The sequence below is a fragment of the Lelliottia sp. SL45 genome, from assembly GCF_026672535.1.
Lineage (GTDB): Bacteria > Pseudomonadota > Gammaproteobacteria > Enterobacterales > Enterobacteriaceae > Enterobacter > Enterobacter nimipressuralis.
In genome coordinates this window covers 120,893-135,394 of the sequence record NZ_JAPPRH010000012.1, presented here as the reverse complement: position 1 = coordinate 135,394, position 14,502 = coordinate 120,893, and the positions used below count along the sequence as shown (strand labels likewise).

Here is a 14,502-nt window from a genome sequence, read left to right as displayed (position 1 = left end):
AAATTCAGTGTGCCACTACACTGCCGGGCCTTGGGGGGACAAACAACGAGCCTCCTGTGATGGAAGAAATAGTCGACTACTTTAAGGATTCGAAAATCCCGGTATATGTTGTATTTATTACCGATGGCGGGATCAGCAAGACCCGGGCGATTAAAGATGCAATCCGGCGTTCTGCCAACTACCCCATCTTCTGGAAGTTTGTCGGCTTGGGTGGTTCAAGCTACGGTATCCTCAAAAATCTGGATGACTTTACTGACCGCCGGGTTGATAACACCCACTTCTTCGCCATGGATGATTTCGGTTCGATTAGCGATGAAAAGTTATATGATAATTTACTGGAAGAATTCAGACCGTGGATCGATGAAACAAAAAGGTTAGGCATCCTTTAAAACGCATAGTTTGAGCATGGTTGAATGAGCTCTACAGCAGCTTAATACTGTAGAGCCTTTATTCACTGGAAATCGTACAGGGAGGAGCATATGGACCGCATCAAGTACATGAAATGGATAGCTGAAGAATCACCAACTACGGCTCAGCAGCTGGTGGCCTGGTTAAACAGAGCAAGGCACTATACGCCCGACATGAAAGAGCACCAGGCAGGGGTACAGATTCAAGAAAAGGGGATTGTTGTAGGACTGAGACAAAGTACCAATTGTTACGAGGGGGATTGTCTGACCATACATGTGGTTCAGCTCCCGGAAGAAATACAAAATATGGGATGGTATAAATCTTTTCTGAAGCTATGCTGTGAATCGAATCCCTGGCGTGATGTTGTAATAGAAGACGTAAAAAATCCATATTTATTAAGCTTTTGTAAGAAACTAAACTTTACTGTATTAGATGAATTTTATCCGGATACGTACATAGTAAACACTGATGCCATTATGAGTTTATCCATCCCAGCCTTAGGGAGATACGAAACCTATCTTGATTAAACCTGCGAACGTTTACCGGTTGCGTAGGGCTCGGATGGGCCTCGGCTAAAGAAAAATCACAACGTCTATTTTGACCAGAAAAAGCTAATCCGCTTGATGTAATGCATTTCTGCATTACTGGTTGCGTGTAATGCAGAAACGCATTACATTGATATCTTCTCCCAACAGGAACTGAGATGATGGCAACGATAAACGTTCGGATTGACGATGCAATCAAAATGACTGCTGATGAGGTTTTAAAAAACCTCGATGTCAGTCAGACACAGGCGATCACTGCGTTCTATCAGTACATCGCTGAAAACAAAAAGCTTCCCTTTACTGCACTCATGAGTTTCAAAACTCAGGATGATCTTTTAAAAAAGTTCAACGATATTTTATCGGAAGCCCTTGCCATCGCCCTAAACTTACAGGTATGGATTAATAAATCAGATATTATTGATGGCAAAAAAATTCAGCAATATTATCGCCGCCTTGATAACTATTATAGAAGTGCTAAAGACCAGCTGGACTTCCTTGAAAGCAGAGCAAAAGCAGCTCAGGTTTTAAATGCCCTTAATAAAATTTTGACGATAATTGTCGATTTCAATAATTTTGGATACGGATATGCGCAAGTAAAAATCTCTTATCCAGAAAAAAAAGAATTCGAATCTTCTGTTTGCGATTTTGAAAAAAGGCTTAAAGATAGCCTTGAAAATAAAGCTGAGGTAGCAGGATGAAAAAGGTAAGCAACGCTGTATGCCCTCAATGTTCTAGCACCATAACTGTCTGGTTTGACCTTAACGTAGAGGTCAGGTATGACGTGAAACCCGACGGTAACCTTTCCAGACCGGCTATCGTAACGGACACAACGGGGGAGTCGCGGTTTGGCCTTAAATGCACCAGTTGTGACTGGTCAGTGCATGGCGAAGATGATGAAATTGACAACTACGATAGTATCATTAGTCGGGGCGCAGAAAGGGCCGAGAAGGTTCAGTTGTCTTTAAAACGTTAATATACGGGAGTTTAAATGTTCGCAGAAATCAAAGATAATTATTCGTTAGGTGGATACAGAAAGGTTGCCATTACCAGCTTTCGACGAGTCGAAAATAAAAACCTTATTTATAGTGACAGGGAATATTAGCTGACGCTTGCCAATGGAACAATAATTAAAAACGTACTTAAAAAAGAAGAGTGGGAGCTGTTAGAAAGCAATTCAATTAAGGTTATATTATAACGAAAATAGATTTATAGTTTTGGATAGGTTTCAAACGAGTCCAAACATTTGTACCTGAAGTATCTGACATTACAGTTAAGTGAAGGTTATGCCAGCACGTCTGTTGCTGGCAGCTTAGCTATCGGTCTAAAAGCTGATCCATTAATAATTCTTCGTAAAGCCCAGAGGTATCGGGCTTTATTACAATATCCGTTATTTCGAAGCGTTCAAGTACAAATTGCAGATATTCTGGAGTAACGTAGTAGGGATCAGGTTCAGCCAGATTAGTATAGAGTGGGTCTTCTGCTGCATTAATGTCATAATCAATGCACATATGAAACCACTGCAAAGGTGGATCCCAGCCTAACATCACCTGAACAATTCCCTGATTGCTTTTCACCTCATACCAGTGCTGGCTCATAGTTAGTCCTTAAGCAAATTTGTTATCGGAATATAGAACGAAGCCAGCCTCATCGAGGCGCATAACCTTCTTCCCTTAACGCCTGTTGTAATTTATCAATTGCGCTTTTCATTACCCAGGCTTCTTCGTCACTCACAGCACAGCCACGAAGATCGCTCCAGCTCAGACGTTTAACTAATTGAGCAAGGGCCATAGTTTCGTTCTCATCAAGCCGCAAACTCAGTGTCTCAATACCTTCCACTATCTAACCTCCCTTATACTGAAAAATGGCGCATTAGTTCTGACCAGATGCCGAAGCCTTGAATGCGGCCGGAACTGCCGTTGTTTCTACTCTACAGAAATGGAATTAAAAAGTGGTGATGCTGGGCAAGTTTCTTTTCCAGCCGGGGTTTAAGCCAGAGCCGAAACTCATTCAACTTCTCAGCAGCCAAAACCGCTTCAACGGGGAAAACTTTATATTTACCCTGCTGCTGAGGTTCACCCAACCATCGCCTGATGGCTCCGTCAGTCCATAAACGAGTCTCTTTGAGCCTGGTTACAGTGACCCATTTTCTGGACCATTCATCGAATTGTCGCTGGCGATCCCGATAACGTTGTTCTTCCTGCTGACGAAGCCAGTCGCGATCAACAGCGAATTTTCGGTATCCAACAAAGAGCCCTTGTACTTTGGCCATGACAACATTCCGGTTTGCTTAGAACTGTTCAGACAGACATCTCAGGGATAAAGCTGAAGAAAAAGGTACAACGAAGAATAACCAAGACATAGGCCTGCCGGGTAAGTGGTGCACAGGACTGTCGGAAAGTACGCTCAGAGAGGGTCGTTTAAGCATGATGCTCCACCGCCAGCCAGCCTTAATAATGGTAATGTACCACTGGGTTACCTGACAGACCAGTAACGCATCAAACATAAAACTGTTATTTAAAACACGTCAGGAACGTAGCCTGACCGTTTAACCAGTGGTGTAAAAAACATACAGATTGCTCTGAGGTATGAGATTCAGCAACTAGCCTTGTCGACGCAGAAACATTAAGTAATCAATAGCAGCTATCGCAAACAATGGTGAAAACCACCACGTGCTTTTCAACAAGCCAAGCGGCAGAAAGAGTACAGTTGCCATCGAATAAACAAAAACACGAACCACACCATCTGTAATAAACATATAACTTCCTCTGCGGATTTAAAAGAATACTCAGATGTCTTGAAAGCTACTTTTTAAACTTTCTCATTCTGAGAAGCATATTAAATTTTGCTGCGTCTGCTCGTGCTGCTGCTACAGAAAGGGCTTTATGCAGTGAAACTACCACGACAAACAAACAGAACAGCGACCAGAATCCAACAATTTCGTTTACCTAATCGTTGAGGTTTTTATTCGGGATATCTGGCTAAACAGGACTACACAGATACCCAGTTAAACCCGGCTTACATAACACTCCGGTTCCCCACCAGACGTTTTATTCTATCGCGGTCTGTGGTTATCAGAAGCTGCATAAACCGGTCATTTAGTCCGTTACGCGAAAATTATTGAGGATCCGGGCTGTTAAACTGTTCTTCCTCTTACGCTTCCGGATAAAAGGGGAGGTGTCACCCTGCGGCCGGGTAGTGAAAGTGATTTGACGTAATTCAGGCGAAGGGCGAACAAGACCGCAAAGGACGCCCGGGCGACCGGATACCTGCCGGGTTGTGCGAAGTAAAAACCGGAAGCAGTGATAAAACAAACAGGCCCCTACAGCGTAAGGATTGTGATGGACGATAAAGAGCAGTTTACGAATCTTGTGGCAAAGCATGCCTCCGGACTCACCGAAGAGCAACTGGCCGGTTACGATACCTGTTCTCTGGATGGTGAATGCGTCACGCCTTCATACGAGGTTTTCCGGGGGTATCGTACCCGCCACACCCTGGATGAATTTCTGGAGATGGCCATATCGCTGAATGCCATCCACCCGGATGAATATTTAACGGATATGCTGCTGAAGCCTCATGAGGTGATCGGCGCTCTGGCCGATGAAGGCGACCAGCTGAACAACGCCACCCCGGTATATTTCTTCCCGGATACCGGCGTCTATGCAGCGGCCGTCAGTGAAACCCGTGTGCTCGATGCCTGGCTTTGCTGGCCATGCTACCCGGCGAACTGGTAACGCGGCCGTTGGCATTGTAGCAGCAGGATACGAATTTGACCTGTTTGCACAGGTAACAAAAAAATGAAGATGCCTATAAAAGTGTTTTTAAATCAGAATTTTAGTCTGGATAGTGACATAACTTTATTATGATAAACGCGATTAGTGACATAACTCTGTGATTAGTGACATAACTTTAATATGACACTAAATAACGAATTATTCGACCCCGTGGCGGGAAGGTTATCACAATTGCATGTCCTCATCCCTCAAGCCCCCTGCCAGGCCCCATCGTGCTGTCAGGCTTCGCCTGATTCCCGTTCTGCGCCTGTACTTAAGCCGATATCTTTTTGTTTTCTTTTTATTTTCTTCCCATTTCCTCAAAAATCGCGGGCGGCGTGGACAGGGCACCATTGCCGCATGTGGGGTCTAAATGAGGGCAGGGTGGTCAGGTTTGCTCGATGCCAGGGGTAGGTCCTCCCCTTCATGGGATGAGGACATGCAAATAAGATAACTATCTGAAATGACGAAGGTTGCTCAGGTGGATGTCACGTCATATTTAAGTTGTGTCACTTATGATCGTATGCAGCTGATTGCAAGGAGGAGCGATGAGACAATAAAGTTGTATCGCTAACATTAAAGTTGTATCGCTATTTTCGTGTCGTGACATTAAAGTTGTATACTTACAGCTCTTCAAAGATTTAACTAATTGAATTTATAGCATTTTACTGAGTAAGTAGATAGCTGATGATTTTAGTGACAGACAGGGAAGGAAGATAATTTGTTGTCGATGGACCTAACGAATGTCTGACTGCCTGATTTACAGTTACTACTTTGTTTGCACTCCGTTGCCCTCGCCGGTTGGTTCAAGATCATACGTTGAGCCTGGTACACCGATAAATGGATTAATGCTTTCATGTACATTGCCGATAATTTTGTCTGTTGCTCTCTAAATAGAAGGCGTCATTTACCTACGCTGTTGTGCATACCCGTCCGGGGGAGCGGCAGTACCATAGAGGGTCAGACTAATCGAATTGGCGGGAAATCACCCAGGGCATTTGTTTGCCCTGACTTGTTCAGCAGACATATCTTCGGTCGTATGACCTGGTGGTTACCTGCCTTCTGAAGGAGAAGTTAAAATGCTTGAAAACTACGTCTGCAAAATCTATGTGAGTGATAATCCAAACCCTAGTTCATTTCGCGAAGCAACGGCATTTGGCTTCGATGACGGTACGAGTGAACACCTTCTCACCGCAGCCCATGTTGTTACGGATGTTCTTGGCAAGAAATACCCCAGCAGCAACAACCAAAAGCTTTACGTGATATTCCACAATCATCTCGGACCAGTAAACACCATCCCCGTACCTGTGGAATTCATTCTTAAGGACTGTAATGACCAAAGCAACTTTCAAGGCAATATGCCGTTTGTAGATAGTGCGAAAATGATTTTGCCATCTGGAATGAAACAGCCTGTATCCCACTATTTTAAACGCCGCCCCCCCGTCGGCAACATGCAAACATTTGGGGTCGGATATCCATTGGGCCAGACTGCACTTTCAACGGTCCTTGGGAAAATTCAAAGTGTCACTTCCTGCTACTGCGCTAAACACTCTAACCAGCATTGCACATCTCGTTTTGAAATTTCGCATTACAACAAGCAAGGATGCTCAGGGGGGCCCTATATCATATCTGATGAAGGTGAGTATTATGTTATAGGTAGTCTCATTGGTGAAATTCATCCAGGTCCACCTCCAACCCTGTCAGTTCAGTCATCGACCGATTTTTAGCACTACCAGTTTTCGACGGTGCCCGGCTGGATAATTTTCGGGGCCGGGCAATGCGGTGTCAGCATTTACTATCAGCAAAACGCTTTGAATCTGACCACCGTGAACTGGAAAGTGCACCTATAGTAAGTCATGATTTCTTCATCACTTTTATGGTGCACTTTTTCACCTATCACACAGCAAGTTATGAATACGAGGCCTGTAATGGACGCTACCGAAACTGAAGAGCTCGAAAAAATGCGCAAGAAGGCAATGGATGAAGTTACAAGCGCTCTTCAGGCGCTTGAAAATAAGTACCCTGGGATTACTGAGGGCGCAGCAGCATTGGCGGGGTCAGGCGTAGGCGCTGCGGCTTCCTTCGGTGCTCTCTATACGCTTGGTACAACGGGAGTGTCAGCAGCAGGCATAACCTCCGGGCTCGCTACAGCAGGGTCTATCGTCGGTGGTGGTATGGTTGCAGGCATTGCGGTATTGGCCGCACCTGTAGCTGTGTTAGGGATTGGCGGGTACGCGATAGTGAAACACAAAAAAAATACGAAACTGACAGCCGCCCTCAGTCAGGCCATTCAAAAGCTCTATGAAGTACAGGAAAGGTTAATGTCGAATGCGGAGTTTTTTAAGGCAGAAATTGCTGGGATCAAGGCAACAATCGACATGCTTACTAAGAAAGCTCCAAAAGGTAGCCTGGTCGCGGTGAGGTAAACACATGAGTCAGTCTCCTTATGATGATGAGCTCAGGGCCATCCGTTATATTCAGCTCCGTGGTCAGGATATCGCGAACGCTCACGAGACAATTAACAGTGATATAGAGAGCCTTAAGGCACAGTTGACCGGGCTAATCAGCGGCACTGAACTTGATGAAGCGGAGCATCTGGCGCTTAAAGAACATCATCTGCGAGAAATGACCCCCTCAGATACTGCCATGCATTCTACTGGTCTCAAGACCATATATAGCGAGGCTAACCAGCGTGTATGCGGTGATATTGGACTGGCCACAATACTCTCCACGGATGACCTGGCTGTCGTAGATGCCCGGATCCAGAATCATATTAAAGAATTTAATGATCGCTACGCACTCGACGCCTGGGATTATGCTATTGCCTGCGGATGCGGGCTCATAGCATCCATGCTGGATTTACTTTGCGTCAGAGCCCCGCCAAAACCTACGGTGAGCTTTACGACAGAAGTGGATGGTATTTTCAATAAACAGGTGCAGAAAGCCTTCAATGCCATTTTGCCGGAGGACCTGAGTACAAAACTCTCAGATTTGTTCCCTATAGGGGCACCAGACAGTTCGATCAGCAGCGATTTAGTGGGTGCAGCCGGTGGCGTTTTGTCTCCCACAAATCACCGCTTAAGAGCTTTATCACACGACCCCATACTGGGCATTATTTTCGGCATAAAGGATATGCTGAACGGGACCTGTACGGTGGTTCAGAATGGACAGATCGTGGTTTATCCTTCCAGTAAAGGCGTTACCGACGAAACCAATATTTTCAGGCTCATCGCCAGAATGTTTGGACACCTGGCATCGGATGTTAATGCCCCCTCAGCAAAAGGAAACCGTGGCATGGGTTTACCGGCTCCTTTTATGGGGTTACTTCGTATGCTTGAGGGGATCCCTGTGGGGAGTTCTAACTTCGGCAAACAAATAGAGTACATGTATGTCAACGGGTATGACTTTCGTCAGTTTATCGTGACAAGTATTCCGATGACCATAATGGAAGTTTTGATGCGGGTTTTCTATGTGGCGAAACAGGTATCGCTGGGAAAAGGAGCTTTTGGGGAGACCTTACTGGATACCATGCCTTTGCGGCTAAATCCGCGCTTCCGGATGATGCTTGCCCTGGGTTATGGAACTTCCAGTGCTGTTAACGCAGGTAAAATGTATATCACCGGCAATATTCTCAATGCGAATTACGCCTCCTGGATGGGGTTAGCCTGGAATGGTTTTCACTCACTCAAGTGGTCCCTTTATCAGCGACACTTAAAGCTTTGGGCCGGTATTGATAAGGCGGAACTGGAACGGCTTCAGAACAATATAAACAGCATTGAGGCATTGACCATCAGAGCAGGAAGCTTGCCAGTAAAGTAATATTCTCCGGAGTTCCTCTGGGATTCCATAGCCCACCAGCTTCTAAAACCCTCCCAATGCTCTTAATGTTCTGCCTGCTTCCTTCGGGAAGCATTAGGCAGAATATATCTATTTCTACAGCACTTACCTGAGTGTGGTGAAACAACCAAATCGGTTCAATCGAGCCTAACGTTCATTGACACTACTGAGGTACAGATTTTCACTCGATGCTAATCCAGCTGTTGCTGCATCGAGACGCGCCCCCCTTTGTTAAAAAACAGGTTCCTCCATCTTTTCCTATTGCTTAAATGCCATATTTGCGTGGGTGGCTTTGGTTCCGGTACGTAAACGGGTCTTGGGCTGGAACCGCACAAAGGAAAAAACTGACTAACATGGGAAGTTATTACATCACCTGGTGAAGCTAACGTTATGGGGTATGAAATAAATCAAAATTAGGCAGTTATAGAACCTTTTTACTCCCAGTGTAATGTTAGTCTGTTTTTTAAAATACCTAACACCGGGAGCCGTATATGACTGCGTAGCATGACCACATTTTCCAGTAGCGACGTAACTGACTTTAAATTTCCACGCAAGGCACACTGCCCGTCCTGAGAGCTATGAGCCACTAAAACCGCCATGCATTGGAAAAAGCCTGTCAGTCATTTGTTTCACGGCTCTGTAAAACACGCCCTATTTGTGGGCATCTTTATGTAACTGATAATTACAGGTGATAATAATGAACTCCAAAATGGTTAACAAAAAAATGATGATGGGAAAATTCCCTGACCTTTCAAGGAAAAAAATTAAGAGTTGGCTAAAAAAAGAAAATCTTTTTTATTGCGGACTTTATCTTATCGCCACGACTGTTATAGCGCTGATGTTTTCACTTTTATCTACACCTCACCTCAAAAGTTTCGTCGTTGCTGTTCCGCCGTCTCTGGAGCCAGTCTATGGTTCTCCTCGTGAACTCATTACCTATCAACATCCTATTGTAATAGGGATCGCGAAATTGATAGCGAGCATTTTCGTAGCCTTGTCGATAGGAAAACTTATTCTCGGACATTTTGGTTTCAGAACACTTGGTGTTTTAATTGCTGGTGTAATGATAGCTTTTGCCCCGACAATTTATGAAATTAAAAAAACAGATCCAGATTTCGCACATGGTAAGCTTTTTAGCTATAGACAACTGCTGGAATTAACCAACGATGCCGAAGCAAATAAAGTTTCTGATTTTATTGAAAATATTACTGGCAAAAATATTGTTAGCACACCGGTTGCTGATTATGTTTCAGCACAAATCAAAATCAAAAATGGCTATGCAGATGTCCAGCAACTGAAACGCGTTGTTAAAAACTATCAGTATGGGCCGCTCGTCGATATTGTACCTGAAGATGTAAAGTACTTTATTGAAATGTCAGCTTTTCAAAAACCTGTAACATCGGATGCGATTCATTATTCGCAAAAGAAAAGTAATACTGCTGGTATTTTCAACCGCATTGCGGTCATATCATTCCTGTGTGGGCTGGCTTTTATCATATCTGGTTGCTTCGTTTTTTGCTGGAGCAAGATGAAGATACGCAGAAATAAAATTTGAAGCCGAGAATTATTGTCTGAACACCTGCCGGGAGGTCTTCCCGGCAGCTACTTATTTGAACTCAGATATGGGTGCTAATACAACCAGATAGTTTCCATTTTCCGATGTTACTGCCATTCATACGCCTTTCCACCTGTTATACCAAACGTAATTGGTTACCAGCTTCCGTCTGGTGTTCCAGCCTATAGACCGCGTAAACGTCACTTTACCGTTTCGATAAGTGCAGACAGCATATCGCAAAAGGTTCCATACTCCCCAAACCCGACTAAAAGCTCTATGGTGTCACTTTTTTAACAATCTAAAGGCTGTATTTATATTTAACAGCCTATAGGCTGTTAATTTGATATTACAGCTTTTAGGGTGTATGTTTAGAAAACAGCCTGAAAGGTGTATCAGAGGAACTGCCGAGGCCAGCTTATGATCAATAATGATTACCCGTTAAACACGCTCAACCAGTTGCGTCCCTTGCTCATTGGTTTTCGCAAGGCGAATGGCCTGACGCAAAAAGACCTATCCGAAAGGTTAGGGGTCACTCAACAGACATACTCACGTCTGGAAGCCAACCCTGCCAGTGCGAGCATTGAACGGCTATTCAAGGTGTTTTCCGTCCTGGGTGTAAAAATCAGCTTCTCCTCGGCAACCACTTCTTCAGAGAGGAAGCAGACGGAAGAAATATATAAATTAAATTCACCTGCACGACAGGAGGATTGGTAACGATATGAGCCGGAAACAGCAACGTCTGGTAATTTGGATGAACGGCATCAAAGTCGGGTACTGGGAAAAAAGCAAAGGGGTAGACAGCTTAGAATACCTTCCTGAATGGGTTGCTGACGAACAGGGAAGGCCGCTGTCATTGTCCCTTCCTTTTACTCCCGGGAACCAGGTCTGGCGTGGAAATGTGGTACGTGACTATTTTGATAATTTACTCCCGGACAGCGAAGGCATACGCAGACGTCTGGCAATGCGTTACAAGGCCGATAGCCTGGAGCCTTTTGATCTGCTGACGGAGCTGGGAAAAGACTGCGTGGGCGCGATACAGCTGCTTCATGACGGAGACGAACCCACAGATTTATATTCCGTGAAGTATCACCCTCTTACTGAATCAGAAATTGCGGCAACTTTGCGTAATACCACGGAGACATTGCTACCGGGCAGGCCAGAAGATAACGACGACTTACGTTTATCGATTGCCGGTGCTCAGGAGAAAACAGCCCTACTGTGGCATGAAGATCGGTGGTGTATGCCGGAGGGTAATACACCAACGACGCATATATTCAAGCTACCGCTCGGACTTGTGGGGAACATGAAAGCCGACATGAGCTCGTCGGTTGAAAATGAATGGCTCTGCTCGGTACTTCTCGAACAGTACGGGCTCCCCGTGGCAAGAACGCAGATTGCTCACTTTGAAGATCAGAAAGCGCTGGTGGTAGAACGTTTTGACCGAAAATGGTCAGGAGACGGACAATGGATCATTCGTTTACCCCAGGAAGATATGTGTCAGGCCCTGGGCGTTTCGCCATTACGAAAATATCAGGCGGACGGCGGGCCAGGTATATCGGAAATTATGGAAGTTCTGAGTAATTCAGACCGCGCTGAGCATGACAAAGCGCAGTTTTTTATGACGCAGATAATTTTCTGGATGATGGCCGCAACAGATGGCCACGCTAAAAATTTCAGTATTTCTATTGGGCCACAGGGACGATATCACCTAACACCACTCTATGATGTGTTGTCGGCATGGCCGGTGATCGGTCATGGGAACAATCAGATATCCTGGCAGAAGTGCAAACTGGCGATGGCCGTACGTGGCAGTAGCAACTATTACCAGATATATCGAATACAACGACGCCACTGGATCAGACATGGTGAGATAACCGGCCTGAGTAAACAGCAGACAGAGGCGATGATAGAGGAAATCATCGCCAGAACCCCAGGTGTCATTGAACGTGTTAGCGGGCTTCTTCCGGACCAGTTCCCCCAGCAGCTTGCGGAAAGTATTTTTGATGGAATGAGGCAGCAATGCAGGCGCCTGGCTGAGAAATAACAGCCGCAATTTATAGTGGGCATGTTTTCAGATTAGCTGATGTAAGCGTGAGGATTCAGGATGACTGAAGAACAAAAAAGAATAGAGCGGGCTATTGAGCTGGCTTGTCGTTACGGCGGAACCGATGAAATGCATCATCTGCAATGGGTCGTGGATCAGATGGTAAGAGAACTTGCTGGAGAACGTTATGCACAGATTGTAGCTGATGCCACCAGCGGAGAAGATGGGCCTGATACTTACAAATGGAGTGTAGGGATCGCGCCTTAGCATCTGTCGGTCTGGGGATGAAAACGTACTTAAAATCCAGCGAATTCCCAGACTTCACATTAAGACTAAAGCGGCGGCCTGAATAACGTGAGAGAAAATAAATGGCTATTTTAGCAATCATTGCAGTTATCGCCCTGGGTGGGTACGCCTACGGATTTATTAAAGCCCGTGAGCTGAGCGCTTTGCGTAAAGAAATGAAACTATACATGGATCGCATGGAAGCGGCGGAGCTGGACTTACACGCAATCAGAAGTGTAGCGGAGCACCGGTTGCACGGTGCAGGTAAACAGTTTGCCGACCTTTACAGCCGTATCGACGGTGCAACCGTGACACTGACTGCCGAAGATCAACTATTACTGGGAATTATGTCGACACATATCCAGGATGTAGAGGATATCGTAAACGAGCGCGGCCCTAAGACTATTAACGGGCGTCCGTTCTGGGAAGTTGAGCCAGGCCCACATGACTATGAATATGGCCCGCAATATCCGTATTTCCCAGACCAGCGCTAGAAAGAGATCAAGATGAGAGAGCCAAGACCCCGCCATACCTTGCAAGTCATTCGAGTGCCTTCTCTGGAGGTTCAGGATCTGGGGCTGACCAGCTTTGATAGCTGGCTTGACGAGAACGGTTATGACAAAACGAATGCCAGAAATAACCGTACCATCTGGGCGAGAGAAGGCGGATGGCATCTGAAACGTTGCAGAAATCTGGAAACTGGCACGGACGATTTCTGGTTTATCGCTTTCGATGGTAAAGGCGGAAACATTTACCCGCTAAAAACCCAAAGAGACTACCGGGCTGCATATCGTAAGCTCGAAGCCGAAGGATATGCGCCTGCGGTTATCGAGCAAATGACCACAGGCGCAGCATATAACCTGGCCTATCCACGTTCCAGCCTTAAACAAGCTGAGACAGCCACCAGCGAGCCGATGCGTAAACCTGACGTAGATATCATGGGTGAGCACTGCGAGCGTGTAGTGACGCAACGTAGTGGCGTGGCACAGGGTAAATTCAAAGTTCTGCTCATCGAGAATTTCGCGGGCCGTTGTGCGGTAACCGGTTGGGTTAATGGCGGTGTCCTGGATGCGGCACACATTGAACATGGAACCCGGTACAATCCGTCTAACGGTATCCTGATGACACCAACAATGCATGCGCTGTTTGATGCCGATCTCATGGGCATAGATCCGGCCACCCTGACCGTTCATTTTAAGCCAGGCATTGAGCTGGGCGAGCTGTTCGAAGGCCGTAAAATCACACCGCTGGTGTACGATCTGGACTTAGAGCGGCTGGCCGTACGCTGGGCAGGATACCAGGGCCTGGCTCAGGAACAATGATGGTTACAACCAGGATGGGAGAAAACCCGTCAGTGAAACCTGCATGCTCCAAACCTATAAATTTAAACTCAAGAGCCAGGCTCAAGATAAAACCGAAATGAAAAGGTAAAAACCGGTGCACCAGATCTCTTAGGTTTAATACCTGAGCCCGTATACTGGCAGGCGCAGGCGTGTGAGTATTATCCAGTCCATACATCTCCACACAGTGTTAACCGCAACATTTAAAGTTTAATAAGGACGGTTTCAATTTTATGAATAAAGCAGCGTTAGTGATGATTATCGGGATCCTCGGATGCAGTAAAGCATTCGCAGCCACTGAATTACAGCTCCAGCAAAAACGCGTTATGCAGTTCTGTGCCAACGCCAGTCTTCCATTGTTAGTTGCGGGTACAACGTACGCGAATACGTCTGACAACGGGCGACCAGAAAAAGAAAGAGTGGCAATCCTGAAAAATTCAGTTGCAAGCTCGACAGCTTATAAAACGGCATCTCCCGGAGTTCAGGTGGCCATGATGAGCGTGGTGGAAGATATTGCCGATCCGAAAGAATTAGCTCTACATCAAAAAGAAGTTAGACGTCTTGGGGCTAGTTATCTTTCCGACAGCGGTGTTACATGGGCTTCAAAAACTGTTTCACCATTTACAGCCTGGTGTAACTTTAATCGTTTAGAAAGTTAAGTCTGGCAATGCGGTTCCTCTTCAGGAAAGTTACTTTTCGTGCTGGGACCGTAAGATAC

17 protein-coding genes and 1 pseudogene are annotated in these 14,502 nt (G+C 45.7%); 14 read left to right on the top strand and 4 right to left on the bottom strand.

What is annotated here, in order from left to right:
* Positions 1–20 precede the first annotated feature (20 nt).
* The 3 genes and pseudogenes from OVA10_RS24630 to OVA10_RS24620 form a co-directional block, all read left to right on the top strand.
* Positions 21–389 (top strand): annotated as a pseudogene (locus tag OVA10_RS24630) (VWA domain-containing protein); the annotation flags it as partial.
* Positions 390–479: 90 nt separating this feature from the next.
* Positions 480–935 (top strand): hypothetical protein, encoded by a 456-nt coding sequence (locus tag OVA10_RS24625; protein WP_268197134.1) that lies wholly within the window; start codon positions 480–482, stop codon positions 933–935.
* A gap of 176 nt (positions 936–1,111) precedes the next feature.
* Complete coding sequence (locus tag OVA10_RS24620; RefSeq protein WP_251254290.1) at positions 1,112–1,651, top strand: type II toxin-antitoxin system RelB/DinJ family antitoxin; 540 nt, start codon at positions 1,112–1,114, stop codon at positions 1,649–1,651.
* Positions 1,652–2,266: 615 nt separating this feature from the next.
* On the opposite strand, the gene OVA10_RS24615 is transcribed toward OVA10_RS24620, so the two are convergent.
* From OVA10_RS24615 to OVA10_RS24600, 4 genes are all read right to left on the bottom strand, one after another.
* Complete coding sequence (locus OVA10_RS24615; RefSeq protein WP_000077926.1) at positions 2,267–2,548, bottom strand: hypothetical protein; 282 nt, start codon at positions 2,546–2,548, stop codon at positions 2,267–2,269.
* Positions 2,549–2,597: 49 nt separating this feature from the next.
* Positions 2,598–2,789 carry a DUF7706 family protein gene (locus OVA10_RS24610; RefSeq protein WP_251254291.1) on the bottom strand — a complete coding sequence of 64 codons (192 nt, stop codon included), beginning with the start codon at positions 2,787–2,789 and terminating at the stop codon, positions 2,598–2,600.
* 91 nt (positions 2,790–2,880) lie between these two features.
* The gene (locus OVA10_RS24605) at positions 2,881–3,222 is read right to left on the bottom strand and encodes a hypothetical protein (protein ID WP_251254292.1); all 342 of its coding nucleotides are present in this window, start codon (positions 3,220–3,222) and stop codon (positions 2,881–2,883) included.
* Positions 3,223–3,552: 330 nt separating this feature from the next.
* Positions 3,553–3,708 (bottom strand): hypothetical protein, encoded by a 156-nt coding sequence (locus OVA10_RS24600; RefSeq protein ID WP_251254293.1) that lies wholly within the window; start codon positions 3,706–3,708, stop codon positions 3,553–3,555.
* A gap of 544 nt (positions 3,709–4,252) precedes the next feature.
* On the opposite strand from OVA10_RS24600, the gene OVA10_RS24595 reads away from it, so the two are divergent.
* From OVA10_RS24595 to OVA10_RS24545, 11 genes are all read left to right on the top strand, one after another.
* Positions 4,253–4,684 (top strand): hypothetical protein, encoded by a 432-nt coding sequence (locus OVA10_RS24595; RefSeq protein WP_268197133.1) that lies wholly within the window; start codon positions 4,253–4,255, stop codon positions 4,682–4,684.
* A 1,118-nt stretch (positions 4,685–5,802) separates the two neighbouring features.
* On the top strand, positions 5,803–6,450 hold the full coding sequence (locus OVA10_RS24590; RefSeq protein WP_112823632.1) for a hypothetical protein: 648 nt from the start codon (positions 5,803–5,805) through the stop codon (positions 6,448–6,450).
* A gap of 201 nt (positions 6,451–6,651) precedes the next feature.
* A complete protein-coding gene (locus tag OVA10_RS24585) occupies positions 6,652–7,149 on the top strand; it encodes a hypothetical protein (RefSeq protein ID WP_268197131.1) in 498 nt (165 codons plus the stop codon).
* Between the two features lie 4 nt (positions 7,150–7,153).
* Entirely contained in the window at positions 7,154–8,542 is a 1,389-nt protein-coding gene (locus OVA10_RS24580) for a hypothetical protein (protein ID WP_268197130.1), read from the top strand.
* 715 nt (positions 8,543–9,257) lie between these two features.
* Positions 9,258–10,115 carry a hypothetical protein gene (locus OVA10_RS24575; RefSeq protein ID WP_268197129.1) on the top strand — a complete coding sequence of 286 codons (858 nt, stop codon included), beginning with the start codon at positions 9,258–9,260 and terminating at the stop codon, positions 10,113–10,115.
* Positions 10,116–10,535: 420 nt separating this feature from the next.
* Positions 10,536–10,829 (top strand): helix-turn-helix transcriptional regulator, encoded by a 294-nt coding sequence (locus OVA10_RS24570; protein WP_024143021.1) that lies wholly within the window; start codon positions 10,536–10,538, stop codon positions 10,827–10,829.
* Between the two features lie 4 nt (positions 10,830–10,833).
* Positions 10,834–12,159, top strand: coding sequence for a type II toxin-antitoxin system HipA family toxin (locus OVA10_RS24565; protein WP_109728046.1), 1,326 nt, complete (start codon positions 10,834–10,836; stop codon positions 12,157–12,159).
* Between the two features lie 60 nt (positions 12,160–12,219).
* Positions 12,220–12,426: a hypothetical protein gene (locus tag OVA10_RS24560; RefSeq protein WP_000134171.1), complete on the top strand. Its 207-nt coding sequence runs from the start codon at positions 12,220–12,222 to the stop codon at positions 12,424–12,426.
* A gap of 101 nt (positions 12,427–12,527) precedes the next feature.
* Positions 12,528–12,938, top strand: a complete 411-nt coding sequence (locus OVA10_RS24555; RefSeq protein WP_268197128.1) for a hypothetical protein — start codon at positions 12,528–12,530, stop codon at positions 12,936–12,938.
* Positions 12,939–12,977: 39 nt separating this feature from the next.
* Entirely contained in the window at positions 12,978–13,766 is a 789-nt protein-coding gene (locus tag OVA10_RS24550) for an HNH endonuclease signature motif containing protein (RefSeq protein ID WP_268197127.1), read from the top strand.
* A gap of 251 nt (positions 13,767–14,017) precedes the next feature.
* A complete protein-coding gene (locus tag OVA10_RS24545) occupies positions 14,018–14,443 on the top strand; it encodes a hypothetical protein (protein ID WP_109728052.1) in 426 nt (141 codons plus the stop codon).
* The last annotated feature ends 59 nt before the right edge of the window (positions 14,444–14,502 follow it).

Coding starts and splice junctions, on each gene's coding strand:
- OVA10_RS24615 (WP_000077926.1), bottom strand. CDS start 2,548: ATGAGCCAGCACTGGTATGAGGTGAAAAGCAATCAGGGAATTGTTCAG.
- OVA10_RS24625 (WP_268197134.1), top strand. CDS start 480: ATGGACCGCATCAAGTACATGAAATGGATAGCTGAAGAATCACCAACT.
- OVA10_RS24605 (WP_251254292.1), bottom strand. CDS start 3,222: ATGGCCAAAGTACAAGGGCTCTTTGTTGGATACCGAAAATTCGCTGTT.
- OVA10_RS24545 (WP_109728052.1), top strand. CDS start 14,018: ATGAATAAAGCAGCGTTAGTGATGATTATCGGGATCCTCGGATGCAGT.
- OVA10_RS24620 (WP_251254290.1), top strand. CDS start 1,112: ATGATGGCAACGATAAACGTTCGGATTGACGATGCAATCAAAATGACT.
- OVA10_RS24585 (WP_268197131.1), top strand. CDS start 6,652: ATGGACGCTACCGAAACTGAAGAGCTCGAAAAAATGCGCAAGAAGGCA.
- OVA10_RS24590 (WP_112823632.1), top strand. CDS start 5,803: ATGCTTGAAAACTACGTCTGCAAAATCTATGTGAGTGATAATCCAAAC.
- OVA10_RS24555 (WP_268197128.1), top strand. CDS start 12,528: ATGGCTATTTTAGCAATCATTGCAGTTATCGCCCTGGGTGGGTACGCC.
- OVA10_RS24560 (WP_000134171.1), top strand. CDS start 12,220: ATGACTGAAGAACAAAAAAGAATAGAGCGGGCTATTGAGCTGGCTTGT.
- OVA10_RS24565 (WP_109728046.1), top strand. CDS start 10,834: ATGAGCCGGAAACAGCAACGTCTGGTAATTTGGATGAACGGCATCAAA.
- OVA10_RS24575 (WP_268197129.1), top strand. CDS start 9,258: ATGAACTCCAAAATGGTTAACAAAAAAATGATGATGGGAAAATTCCCT.
- OVA10_RS24600 (WP_251254293.1), bottom strand. CDS start 3,708: ATGTTTATTACAGATGGTGTGGTTCGTGTTTTTGTTTATTCGATGGCA.
- OVA10_RS24580 (WP_268197130.1), top strand. CDS start 7,154: ATGAGTCAGTCTCCTTATGATGATGAGCTCAGGGCCATCCGTTATATT.